The following is a 12,540-nucleotide window of genomic DNA, read 5'->3' as shown; positions in this document are numbered from 1 at the left end:
GTAGCTCCGGAGCTAAACTAAAACGCTGCACAGCACCCTCGTAATCAAACAAGGCCGGGCGTTCATAATCTGTTGGCAATACTAAAGGTTCGGCTCCCTGTAACTCGGTTTGCCAAAATTCTTCACTGAGTTTTTTATTCTTTTGTGTCATATCTGTACCGCCACTTTTTCCTTTCAAATACCTATTCCATTAGCTCAAAATTGCGAGTACCAAAATACATAGTGCGAAAAAAACTTTTAGTCTAAATGGCGAAAACCAAAGAACTAAATGTTTGGCAAGCATTCCCCCGAGCACCGCCCCCATGCCTGCAAAGAGTACGACTTCCTTACTGGCGTAATCAGACAATAAGAAATGCTCCACTACCCCGGCCCATACGGTTAGCGCAGAAACTATTACGCCGGCGGCAACCGACATAGTTACATTGAACCGGTTCAAAATCAGGTACACCACAAGGATTTCGCCAACGCCAACTGAGAGCCATGCCGTTATCATTCCGCCGAAGTAGCCAATTAAAACGAGCGCAACATAATCTTTGTTGAAAAGCTGTGTCCGTGTGCTTTCTTGTCTAAAGAAAAACGCCATAATTAAAATCATGACCCCGAGCAATAGGGAAAAAGTTTTGAATAAGTCACGTAGGTTGGCAGGTGAACTAAGATCGAAACCGTACACGGTCCAAACCCCGACAATCGACATAAATGCTGTCGGTAATATGATTGGGACTAACGGCTCTCTAGCGACAGAAGAGCAAGCAGTTGCTCCTTTTTTGTAGTAATAAAGTCCCCACGTGATCGCTCCTGCAGTCATCCCGAATGACTGAATTCCAAAACTGGTAGCGATAGACTGGGCTTCTGAAAATTCCAGATAATTAAACATTGGAATGAAGACGACGCCACCACCAGCACCGGTAGAATTCGCAAATATAGCGCCAGCCACTCCCAAGAGAGTAAACAACGAATAATCGGAAATAAGCGCGTGACTACCTGGCATCAAACCGATGTTGATAATCCCTATCAGCAGCATCGACGACATAAAAAAGAATCGACTTCCGGTGTTCTTTACCCGGGAAAAAAACATTGACACATCCTTATCTCAAGTTATAATAATATCTCTATTTATAATATTTGGCTCTATTAAAATCGAGCGACAAGCTTTATACGGCATACGAGATTGGGTTTCAATGTTTCGTTGGTCTTACCTGTGCCAGAGATAAAGCCTAAAAATTTTTTTACTCTTTTTATTTTCCAAAGTTTTCAACCTGTATCCCTTGTTAAATAAGCTCTCGCTATCGACAGATAGAATGAAACACTATTTTTATTGAGATGCTCCAAACGATCACTACCAGACAGAAAGTTATCAAATAGAGATAATTCTCACTCTGTGTATACTTTTTTACGACGATATGAAAACTCAAAATATTTCTTTATATATCGATTAATGCGATATAAAAGAAGGATAAAAATAGCAATTGCCAATAATGAAATAGTGATTATTGACTTCTTTTTTACCCCTGTTTAACGCCAGGCTTAGTAGAGTCCAAATTGTTAGCGCAGCAAGATTAATCGAAAAAAATAATTGCTCATTAGCACGTACAGACTTAGTTGAATCCAGGAGTTTAGATAAAGAGAAAAACTCTAATTTTCTATACGGAAAATTTGTAAAACGTAAAACCAGCTAGCAAAGCGCAATGCTTTTAGACTTTTTTTGATAGATTCAGAAACAGGTATTGCCATTAGCTAATAAGATGGCGAGCAGTGGCATAATAATTTTAAGGTGGATTGTTTGTCTAACGCTAAAATAGTTATTTTCACTATAAAACTTACCAGTCCGGCGACTGTATTTATAGCAACCTTCCTGTATGCAGATCTTGAATATTTGCTATGACTAAATAATTCAACCTCTAAAATAAGCATCAACAACAAGAAAGTATAAATTTATATCTCTTGCATCTATTGAGTTAGCTCTTTTAGCAATATATTTAAAGGGATGTTCTTAACTTTAATATCTGTTATTTAATATCTGTTATAACGATGTGCATAAATATTAAAACGTCGCAGGCCAAAAAATGAGAATAATAAATAATTTTTTATGGACCCGTTACTACCATTAATATCTTAAACTTGAGAGAATTTTCATAAAGTAAAAAAGAAACCATAGAGGAAGTTTACGCGAAAAAATTTACTTTAATTTTCGCAGACAACGCATTAATGTTCATTCAGGGACCACTCAGTTTTCCCTACTGTCTTAGAGCTTAGTGTGCTATCCCTCTACGGTATTTCTCTAAGCTTTTCGGATCAAGAGTCTTCTTGTCAACTTTAAGATAAACTGCACCGGCTTCAGGCAAGGCTACAGCTTCAGAAACACCTTCTATTGCTCTTATTTCTTCAACCAAAGTTGGAAAAGCTTCGCGTGAAACATCTCTCATGGTCAAGGTATAGGAAGTTACTGCAGGCGGATTTTTAAGTCCTAGCAGTAACCCTGCCCAAACAACAGCGATCAATGCGCCAATCAGATAGACTCCATCCATGCCAAAATGCTGAATAGTGATACCAGCCACAGGCCCTCCCAAAAAAGCGCCTAAAAACTGACCCGTTGAATAGACTCCTAATGCAGTGCCTTTAGCAGACAAAGGGGCAATGCGTGAAATCATCGATGGTAAAAGAGCCTCTAACAGATTAAAGCCGGCAAAATAGAACACCATTGCAGCCACCACCCAATAAATAGAGAATTGAGCAATGCCGAAAAGAAGCTGTACCAACGCAATAATCAGTACACCAAGCAGCATTACTCGGGCATGCTGTCTGTTCTTTTCTGCAAATATAATCATGGGTAGCATCAAAATAACAGCGCCAATCATCGTCGCCAGGTAAAGCCAGCTGTGCTGTGCCAGATCAACCCCCAAGCCTTTCAGACGCATTGGAAAAGCCACGAAGAAAGAGGTCAGTAAAAAGTGAAGTGTGAAAATACCGAAGTTAAGACGCATTAACTGGCCGTCTTTAAAAATACGAGTAAATTCACCTCGGGAAGCTATCGCATCTCTCTGCACGAACTGCGCCTGTGGATTCGGAGTTAAAAACTGGATAACAAACATTGCCAAGATTGCCAAACTGGCGATTGCGAAAAAGATACCACTCAATCCCAGCCACTGTGTCAGACTGGGCCCGAGTACCATTGCAAGAGCAAATGCGGCTCCTATGCTCATACCTATACTGGCCATAATCTTGGTGCGCTGATCATCACGAGACAGATCCGCCGCCAATGCCATGACTGCACTGGCTATGGCGCCACACCCTTGTAGAAGACGCCCTAGAATAACCCCATATATATGTTCACTCATGCCTGCAATCACGCTTCCGATTGCGAAAAGTAGAAGCCCGAGCAGAATTACCGGTTTGCGACCAAATCGATCTGAAAGCCAACCAAACGGAATCTGAAAAATAGCCTGAGTCAGCCCGTAGGCTCCTATGGCAAAGCCAATTAATGCTGGTGTATACCCTTCCAGGGTCTGCCCCGCCAGACTAAACACTGGCAAAAGCATAAATAATCCCAGCATTCGTAGCGCAAACACGCTACTCAGAGTCAGTGCGGCTTTTTTCTCGGTACTATTCATTCCGTCGGTTCGCTCGCCAGAGCGATTTTCCATGCCGGTGCTATATTCTGTGCCGGAATTATTCATTGTTTCACTTACTGGTATGAAATGCTCAAAATTAATACCTGAAATCGACGGGATGAATACAGAATCCTCCCATAAACTCAAGTCCTCTAAATCAGAATTGTTTTTTACTATTAAAAACAGGCTTTCAGATTGAATTTATTCATTGCGGGCACTACGGCCTTTGCGCCGGCCACAAAGCATGAGGTATGATGCTCAGTTCACTTTTGGCCAATAGAATTGGCGGCATTATACAAGATTAGTTTATGGATCACATAGAAGTTCGCGGCGCAAAAACTCATAATTTGAAGAATATTGATGTAACTTTGCCCAGAGACAAATTAATTGTCATTACCGGCCTTTCCGGGTCAGGCAAGTCATCTCTGGCATTCGACACCCTTTATGCCGAGGGACAGCGTCGATATGTAGAGTCTCTTTCGGCTTATGCCCGTCAATTCTTGTCACTGATGGAAAAACCGGATGTTGAACATATTGAAGGTCTTTCGCCTGCAATATCGATTGAGCAGAAATCAACATCACACAATCCGCGTTCAACCGTTGGGACCATAACTGAAATTTATGATTACTTGCGACTATTATTTGCCAGGGTCGGAACCCCACATTGCCCTGAGCATGGGCAGGCTCTTGAAGCACAGACGGTTAGTCAGATGGTTGACCATACTTTGTCGCTGCCAGAAGGAAGTAAGCTTTTATTGTTGGCTCCTGTAGTCCGTAACCGCAAAGGTGAACATGTTCAGCTATTTGAAGAACTTCAGGCAAAAGGATTTGTTCGCGCGCGAGTTAACGGTAAAACAATAGAGTTGAGTGACGCACCAAAACTGGAGCTCCATAAAAAACATACAATTGAAGTTGTCGTTGACCGCTTTAAGGTTCGTGCCGATCTCAAGCAACGTTTGGCAGAATCATTTGAAACCGCTCTCGAATTGGCAGATGGGCTTGCTACCATAGCGCCGATGGATGATGGCGATATTAACGAAATTCTTTTTTCAGCTAAGTTTGCCTGTCCACAATGTGGGCACTCGTTGTCCGAACTTGAGCCACGCCTATTTTCCTTTAATAATCCAGCCGGTGCCTGTAGCACATGCGACGGCCTTGGCGTCGATCAGTTTTTTGATCCGGACAGAATAGTCGTAAATCCAGAACTTTCTCTGGCCGGTGGCGCGATTCGCGGTTGGGATAGACGTAATGTCTACTATTTTCACATGCTTAACTCTCTCGCCGACCACTATGGATTTGATATCGAAAAGCCTTATAACAAGCTAGCCCAAAAACATCAAAAAACTATATTGAGCGGTAGCGGCAACACCAAAATAGAGTTTACCTACGCCAATGACCGCGGCGATGTGATGACTCGCTACCATAAATTTGAAGGTGTAATACCTAACATGCAACGCCGTTACCGCGAAACTGAATCCATGGCGGTACGTGAAGAGCTACAAAAATATATGACGACTCAGGCCTGTCCTTCTTGTGAAGGTAGTCGCTTGCGCACTGATGCGCGTCACGTATTAATAAAAAAGAACAACTTGCCGAGTATTACCCGGATGCCGATTGATGAAGCACTTTCCTTTTTCGAAAAGCTTAAATTGCCCGGTAAAAAAGGTAAGATTGCTGAAAAAATATTAAAGGAAATCTGTGCCCGCCTTGAGTTTCTGGTCAACGTAGGTCTTGAATATTTATCCATGGAAAGGAGCGCTGAAACGCTTTCTGGCGGTGAAGCACAAAGAATTCGTCTAGCAAGTCAGATAGGCGCAGGACTTGTCGGCGTAATGTACGTTCTGGATGAGCCTTCCATCGGTTTGCACCAAAGAGATAATGAACGATTACTCAAAACACTAACCCATCTTAGAGATCTCGGAAACACTGTGGTAGTCGTTGAGCATGATGAAGATGCAATAAAAACGGCAGACCATATTCTCGATATAGGTCCCGGTGCAGGTGTTCACGGAGGCCAGGTTGTTGCTGAAGGCAAGCTTAAAGACATTCTGAAAAATAAGAATTCGCTAACAGGTCAGTATTTGTCAGGTAAACAAAAAATTGAAATTCCTGAAACACGTACTCCCGCCAAAGACGGTGAGTACCTGATACTTTCTGGTGCCACCGGAAATAATCTGCAGTCCGTTGAACTAAAACTACCAGTAGGTGTATTTACCTGTGTCACAGGAGTTTCCGGCTCAGGAAAGTCGACGCTGGTCAATGATACCCTTTACCCAATCGCTGCAACCCAGTTAAACAAAGCAACGACTCTGACTCCATCCCCTTATGAAAAGTGTAAAGGAATGGATTTGTTTGACAAGGTTGTGGACATTGACCAAAGTCCTATTGGTCGTACACCTCGCTCTAACCCTGCAACTTATACAGGTATATTCACCCCAATTCGCGAACTTTTTGCCGGGACTCAGGAAGCTCGTTCACGTGGCTACAAGCCCGGTCGTTTTAGCTTTAACGTCAAAGGTGGACGCTGCGAAGCCTGTCAGGGTGACGGTGTTATTAAGGTAGAAATGCATTTCCTTCCGGATATCTATGTTTCTTGTGATATCTGTAAGGGCAAACGTTATAACAGGGAAACACTGGAAGTCACCTACAAACAGAAAAATATTCACGAAGTTTTGGAAATGACGGTTGAGGATGCTCGCGAATTCTTCGATGCCATTCCAGTTATTTCTCGTAAGTTGCAAACTTTAATTGATGTAGGGCTTTCCTATATCAGGCTTGGACAGGCGGCAACTACCCTATCTGGCGGTGAAGCCCAAAGAGTCAAGTTGTCTCGAGAGCTTAGCAAAAGAGACACTGGAAAAACCCTTTACATTCTGGACGAGCCCACAACCGGATTGCATTTTCATGACGTTAAGCAACTCCTGTCGGTTTTGCATCGGTTGCGTGACCATGGCAATACCATACTGGTTATAGAACATAACCTGGACGTCATTAAGACTGCAGACTGGATAGTCGACCTTGGGCCTGAAGGAGGGAATAAGGGCGGGCAAATCATTGCCGAAGGAACACCTGAACAAATAGCTAAAAATAAGAAATCCCACACGGGTCGTTTTTTAAAAGATATGTTGAAGTAAGTTTGGAGCACTGCACCTTGCCCAGTATCAGTTCGATAGAAAAAGTCCTTGTCATTGGATATGTATGGCCGGAACCTAACTCGTCTGCGGCAGGTTCTCATATACTTTCGCTGCTACGCTTGTTTAAAGCGCAAGACTGGCAAGTCACTTTTGCTACTCCGGCACAGACAACGGAACATATGGTCGATCTCGAGGCCGAAGGTATAACATCAAAAGAAATTTCACTTAATTGCGATAGCTTCGATCAATTTATCCAGGAAATTTCACCTGATCTGGTAGTCTTTGATCGGTTTATGATGGAAGAACAGTTTGGCTGGAGAGTAGCAAAATATTGCCCCGATGCCCTAAGAGTTATTGATACAGAAGATCTTCAATCTCTACGTGGCGCTCGTGAACAAGCAATAAAAGAATCAAGAGATTTTAAAGAAATCGACCTTCTAACCAGCGATCTGGCAAAACGCGAAATCTCAGCGATATACCGGGCAGATCTGGCACTGATTATTTCAGATTTCGAAATAGCTCTCTTGCAACGACTTTTCAACTTGCCTGAGCAACAAATGCACTACACTCCTTTTTTGCTGGACTCCGGGCGAATTAAAAATCCTGTTAAAAGCTACGATGAACGAAAACACTTTGTCACAATTGGCAATTTCAGGCACGCCCCGAACTGGGATTCGGTTCAGACACTCAGAAAAATCTGGCCGGCAATACGCCAAAAATTGCCAGAGGCAGAACTACATATTTATGGTTCGTACCCCCCGAAAAAGGCAACTCAGTTAAATAATGACAAGCTTGGTTTTCTAGTGAAAGGTTGGGCTGAAGATGCACACAAAGTACTTGCGGAAGCAAAAATCTGCCTGGCACCACTACGTTTCGGCGCAGGCATAAAAGGAAAGCTTGTCGACTCAATGTTAGCTGGAACGCCAAGTATTACAACGACTATTGGCGCAGAAGGGATATGCAGTGCACTCAAATGGCCTGGTAAAGTTGTTGACTCGGAAAAACAGTTTGTAGAGCAAGCAATCGCGCTTTACAACAATGAAATTCAATGGACAAATGCACAACAAAGAATAGCTGAACTATTATCCCAGCGCTTTGACTCTTCAATCCATGGTTCAGCCCTGATTGAACGCTTGAATCGGCATAAAGCTGAAATTTCAACAATTCGCCAGAAAAACTTTATTGGAAGCATGCTCAACTTTCACTCGCTTAGAAGTACTGAATTTATGTCTCGGTGGATTGAATGTAAAACACGATTACAATCATTTCAAAAAGAAGCGGATAGTTGAGAGCTCGTAGCCTTGCCTCCTTTTCTCTCTAACGCTTGGATTTAAAAAGAGAAAACTGAGTTAGTTATCGTTGAAAAAGCTCGACTGCAGGGTTCAACAAAAAGACACACCATTATTGCGAATTGCTGATAAACCCACTAGTCTTAATCTCAGAACTAATATTATCAGTGGATAAGCAAACACTCTATTAATAAAGTTGCGAGTTGATGATGCATCAGACTTATTCACGGAGCTTGAATGAAAAAAGCGGCCCCCTCGATAACTAGACGATTAGTCACATCTTTAGTGGTGTCAGTTACTATCGTTTTTATTGTAATCGCAGGTTTATTATTCCTGGCTGAAAAAAAACGACAACAAACTAATCTGAATAATCAGGTTGAAACAACTCTTGATTACCTCACAGGCAGTTTATCAACTTTATTGTGGAATGTAGCAGACGATGAAATCATTGCTATTGGCAATACTATTACTCAAAACACTCTGGTAGTCAGACTCGAAATTATAGACATTGAAAGAAGTGAAAATATTTTCAGCTACCATAGAAATGTCGACGGCAATTTATTCGCTGGAAATCGAAAAATATTCTATAAAGACACATTGATCGGCGAGATCAACTATGCCATTACTGATCAGGAAACTGAACAGGAAATATTGAACAGCCTGAAGACTCAATTATTCGTTTTAACCTTTATAATAATATTTATCATTTTATCCATGTTTTATCTGGTCAAGTTTTATTTTGATAGGCCATTCAAAAAAATTTCGAAATTAATTGGCTCTTACAGTCTCGGAAACTATGGCCTATCGCTAGACTCTATCAAAGAAAGAGAGTTCCTTCCGTTAAAATCGGTTTTGGAAAAAATGGGTGAAAAAATACTCGCACAAATTGATACGCTGAGAATGCTTAATACAAAGCTCGAAGCCAGAGTAGAAGAGCGAACAAAAATGCTAGAAGAGACAATAGCAACCGCTCATAATGAAAGCCGCATTAAGAACGATTTCTTAAAGTCAGTTGGTGAAGCCATGGAAAACCAGGTAACCATCATACTGAATTCCTTTGAAAAAATAATAGATAAGCCTTTATCCCATGAAAACCATGATATTCTGGAAATTACAAAAAAACTGGAAGAGCTACAACGACTCGCTAAAGATATTGACAGCTTCTGCCAACTTGATTTTGGGGAATTAGTGGTTGAAAAAGATGAATTCAATCCCAGAGAAATGGTAGAAGCGATCGCCCGAGATTTTGCGCCTCATTGCGACAAAAAATCAATTGAGTTTATAACTGAATTTAATAATCTGGATCTTTCACCTGTTGTGGGTGATCAAACCAAGTTGCGACAAGTAATAGACAGCCTTTTAAGAAATGCCGAAAAATACACTTTTTCAGGCAACATTGTTTTTGATGCTTCATTCCATGGAGGTTACTCAAATCTGGAATTTCATTGTAAGATTAGTGACTCAGGCACAGGGATTTCCAGTGACTTTCAAGAAAAGCTATTTGATCCTTATTGCCGTGTCGACAACTCTTCAGCAACATGTCAAGCCAGAACAGGACTTGGACTGCCAATTTGCAAAAAAATAATTGAAATAATGGGGGGTGATTTAAAAGTAGAAAGCACACCAGGCTTGGGTACGAGCCTCTCATTTTATTGCGATGTATTTAAATGCGATAAAACACAGACACTTATTCCCGAAGTATCACTAAATAATGAAAAGATAATACTAATTGATTCCAATCAAAAATCGGCCCAATCGATTTGCCGACAAATATCTGTATGGGGAGGAGAAATAACCGCATTTCAATCGTTGGAAACATTATTGAATACATTTGAGACTTCTGAACAGGAGCTTGATATTACTCTGTTTATGATTGGCAGTACGATAGGAGTCAATCAACTGGAAAAAGCAATCACTAAAATTAGGGGCCTCGAATTAAATAATGATTTACGAGTTCTACTATTAGTCCCCACTAGCCAACTCAGAAATACAAGACATATCTTCACAATGCAGGAGATACAAGTTATAAGTCGCCCGCTATTTAGCAAAGATTTTTTTGAAGCTCTACGCGCATTTAAAAATTGAGCTCGGAATTAACTTATGTTTTCAATAGATATTTATCAGACTGAGTATAATTTAACTCTCTAATCCAGCCAAGATTAGAGTGAGTGCGTGAACAGCTCCGCAAGCCAGAACCACTCCTTTACTGTTCTTTAAAGAATAGTCTCTGGGATTGATTCGTATCAGGAATGCCTCTTGTGATTCACAGTAATAACGTACAGTAGGAACCGCTATCCCGGCACCACATTCAATGACGACAGGATTTTTCATTAATTGAGTATTTTCTATCAACTTTTGATACTGTCGGTCACTACGATTACTATTCCAGCAAAAGTCACCAAACATTAAAATGTTTGGACGAGCCAGTGCGCCGCATCTGGGGCACTCGGGCAATGCACCAAGTGCACGACAACTGCTTTCATCCACTCCGATACTAAAGTGGTCAGCCGACCAAATTGCATCAGTACAAGGACGCGTACATTGCAAGTGATGAATTGAACCGTGACATTCATAAACTCGATTCTCATCAAACTCAGCTGCTTGAAACTGACCATCGACATTGCTGGTAAATATCTGGTAACCATTTGCCAAAGATTCACCAATTTGCTTTAAAACTTGAAATCCAAAGTGGGGTTGAGTTTGCCGATATAAGTTCAATCGATGGCCGTAGAAACCCCAGGCTTGCAGAGGATCTCTCAAAAAAGCAGCGGGATTAGCCATTTGTGTAAAATCCCTGCCCCTTAAAGCTGGGTACGCCTGCCAGAATCCTTCAGCGCCTCTGAAGTCAGGCAGTCCAGAGTCTACCCCCATACCAGCTCCAGCACCTATAATCAGACCATCGGCCTGTCGTATCGCCTCAATAGCCTTCTCTATTTGCCGCGACATTTGCTCCATTCTAATTTTACCTACGATTATTCTGTCTTGCCGGAAGCTGCAGCTAACTCCAGTTCAAAACCAAAGTTGGACATATCTGTCATTCGCATAGGGTAAAGTATTCCATGTAAATGGTCACATTCATGTTGAACTACGGTTGCATGAAAGCCTGTTACTTGACGGTCTATTTTATTGCCATTTAGATCGAACCCCTGATATCGAACTTTGGCAGGCCTGGAAACAAGCCCCCGTAATCCGGGCAAACTCAAACAACCTTCCCAATATTCGCTGACGTCATCCGAAAGCACTTCAATCTTCGGGTTAATCAATATGGTGAAAGGAACCTGCTCTTCATCCGGATAGCGAGGGTTATTTTGACTGCCGAAAATAACCACCTGTTTGAGAACGCCTATTTGTGGTGCAGCCAACCCGGCGCCATTAACGCTTTCCATGGTATCAATCATATCTTCAATGAGAGCTTCGAGGAATGGACTGTTAAACTCTTCCACCTCATCACTTTTCTTCTGTAAACGAGGATCCCCCATTCTTAATATTTGTCTGACAGCCATCGAGTTTCTCACCAATAAGTTTTGCCCAGTTAGAATAACAATAATAATATCAAAGTCTGACAATAAATATGAACCAAGTCAGAAACATACGTTTTGCCATTGGGCTAAAAGTAGATCTTGTTTGATTTTAACCCACTTTTGACTTGTCACACGTTTGTGCTTTGGTAGTATTGGGTGAAATAAAAAACTCACCTTTATTTACCAATTTTTTCAGGATTTCTAATCTATGCTAGTTCAGTTAGTCAAATATATCAGTAGCTTGCTTGCGGGCTTCGTTATCGGTTATATGGTGTTTGGTAGTTCAATACCTACGTCTACAAGCAATGAGCTATATGACTCGGAATCAATAACCAAACGCCCACCAAAAGAACAATACCTGATACAGGAAAAAAGCAAGCTTAGTGCGATTAGTAAAAATATGGTTAGTCCTTCATCAGCTGGAAAAACTACAGATACAGAGGAAAAACTGCGACTATCTAAAGAAAAAATTCTGCAACTGGAAAAAGAAATCGAAAAGCTAAAGTGGGAAGTTGCAGCGTTAACCCCTGAAGAAGAAAAAGCAATAAGAACCATTACAATGGATGAGTTTGAAAATCAAATGAAATCTCATTTTCAAAATCGTTTTCGTGGACTAGTCATTCAACTTGGTGAAGATCAAATGAAATCGATAAAAGAGGACTTTGAAAAAGTGTTAGACAAAGCGGAATGGAACTCTCTTTATGAAAGCCGAATCAACCAGTTTATACGAGACAATGATTCGGAAGGCTTGCACTTTGTTGATGAATTTAGATGCAATAGTCGCATTTGTAAGTTGTCTGTCAATTCAAATGACGAAAACCACTGGAATCGACTATATCTATCACTAACCAAACAAGAATGGTTTCAAAGCATGACCATTTCCGAAGGGAATGATGTTGTCGGTCGACTTACCTATTACATCACTTCGCCAAAATCATTTGATTAAGTATAAAACAAAAGCGTAGTCATTACTGATTAGACGAAACGG

The 12,540-nt window shown here is 41.3% G+C and carries 8 protein-coding genes; 4 read left to right on the top strand and 4 right to left on the bottom strand.

Going from position 1 to position 12,540, the window contains the following annotated elements; all coding sequences use genetic code 11:
• Nucleotides 1-190 precede the first annotated feature (190 nt).
• Nucleotides 191-1,075, bottom strand: coding sequence for a sulfite exporter TauE/SafE family protein (locus tag IYN84_RS20250; protein ID WP_196141092.1), 885 nt, complete (start codon nucleotides 1,073-1,075; stop codon nucleotides 191-193).
• A 1,174-nt stretch (nucleotides 1,076-2,249) separates the two neighbouring features.
• On the bottom strand, nucleotides 2,250-3,674 hold the full coding sequence (locus IYN84_RS20245; RefSeq protein WP_210330763.1) for an MFS transporter: 1,425 nt from the start codon (nucleotides 3,672-3,674) through the stop codon (nucleotides 2,250-2,252).
• A 242-nt stretch (nucleotides 3,675-3,916) separates the two neighbouring features.
• Between IYN84_RS20245 and uvrA the strand changes: the two genes are divergently transcribed.
• The 3 genes from uvrA to IYN84_RS20230 all read left to right on the top strand — a co-directional run bounded on the left by uvrA (nucleotide 3,917) and on the right by IYN84_RS20230 (nucleotide 10,116).
• Nucleotides 3,917-6,742 (top strand): excinuclease ABC subunit UvrA, encoded by a 2,826-nt coding sequence (uvrA, locus tag IYN84_RS20240; protein WP_196141091.1) that lies wholly within the window; start codon nucleotides 3,917-3,919, stop codon nucleotides 6,740-6,742.
• Between the two features lie 17 nt (nucleotides 6,743-6,759).
• Nucleotides 6,760-8,031 carry a glycosyltransferase family 4 protein gene (locus IYN84_RS20235; protein WP_210330762.1) on the top strand — a complete coding sequence of 424 codons (1,272 nt, stop codon included), beginning with the start codon at nucleotides 6,760-6,762 and terminating at the stop codon, nucleotides 8,029-8,031.
• Nucleotides 8,032-8,268: 237 nt separating this feature from the next.
• Complete coding sequence (locus tag IYN84_RS20230; protein WP_196141090.1) at nucleotides 8,269-10,116, top strand: HAMP domain-containing sensor histidine kinase; 1,848 nt, start codon at nucleotides 8,269-8,271, stop codon at nucleotides 10,114-10,116.
• A gap of 51 nt (nucleotides 10,117-10,167) precedes the next feature.
• Here IYN84_RS20230 and IYN84_RS20225 read toward each other — a convergent pair whose 3' ends face one another.
• The gene (locus IYN84_RS20225) at nucleotides 10,168-10,977 is read right to left on the bottom strand and encodes a Sir2 family NAD-dependent protein deacetylase (RefSeq protein WP_210330760.1); all 810 of its coding nucleotides are present in this window, start codon (nucleotides 10,975-10,977) and stop codon (nucleotides 10,168-10,170) included.
• Between the two features lie 26 nt (nucleotides 10,978-11,003).
• A complete protein-coding gene (gene def / locus IYN84_RS20220; RefSeq protein WP_196141088.1) occupies nucleotides 11,004-11,534 on the bottom strand; it encodes a peptide deformylase in 531 nt (176 codons plus the stop codon).
• A 226-nt stretch (nucleotides 11,535-11,760) separates the two neighbouring features.
• Here def and IYN84_RS20215 point away from each other — a divergent pair, with 226 nt between their 5' ends.
• Complete coding sequence (locus IYN84_RS20215) at nucleotides 11,761-12,498, top strand: hypothetical protein (RefSeq protein ID WP_196141087.1); 738 nt, start codon at nucleotides 11,761-11,763, stop codon at nucleotides 12,496-12,498.
• Nucleotides 12,499-12,540: the final 42 nt, after the last annotated feature.

Source organism: Aliikangiella sp. G2MR2-5, from assembly GCF_015687155.1.
GTDB lineage: Bacteria > Pseudomonadota > Gammaproteobacteria > Enterobacterales > Kangiellaceae > Aliikangiella.
This window is presented reverse-complemented; position numbering and strand designations above follow the sequence as displayed.

What these genes read in the sequence shown, in the direction of transcription:
- IYN84_RS20230 (WP_196141090.1), top strand. Translation starts at nt 8,269, where the DNA reads ATGAAAAAAGCGGCCCCCTCGATAACTAGACGATTAGTCACATCTTTA.
- uvrA (WP_196141091.1), top strand. Translation starts at nt 3,917, where the DNA reads ATGGATCACATAGAAGTTCGCGGCGCAAAAACTCATAATTTGAAGAAT.
- IYN84_RS20215 (WP_196141087.1), top strand. Translation starts at nt 11,761, where the DNA reads ATGCTAGTTCAGTTAGTCAAATATATCAGTAGCTTGCTTGCGGGCTTC.
- def (WP_196141088.1), bottom strand. Translation starts at nt 11,534, where the DNA reads ATGGCTGTCAGACAAATATTAAGAATGGGGGATCCTCGTTTACAGAAG.
- IYN84_RS20225 (WP_210330760.1), bottom strand. Translation starts at nt 10,977, where the DNA reads ATGTCGCGGCAAATAGAGAAGGCTATTGAGGCGATACGACAGGCCGAT.
- IYN84_RS20245 (WP_210330763.1), bottom strand. Translation starts at nt 3,674, where the DNA reads ATGAATAATTCCGGCACAGAATATAGCACCGGCATGGAAAATCGCTCT.
- IYN84_RS20250 (WP_196141092.1), bottom strand. Translation starts at nt 1,075, where the DNA reads ATGTTTTTTTCCCGGGTAAAGAACACCGGAAGTCGATTCTTTTTTATG.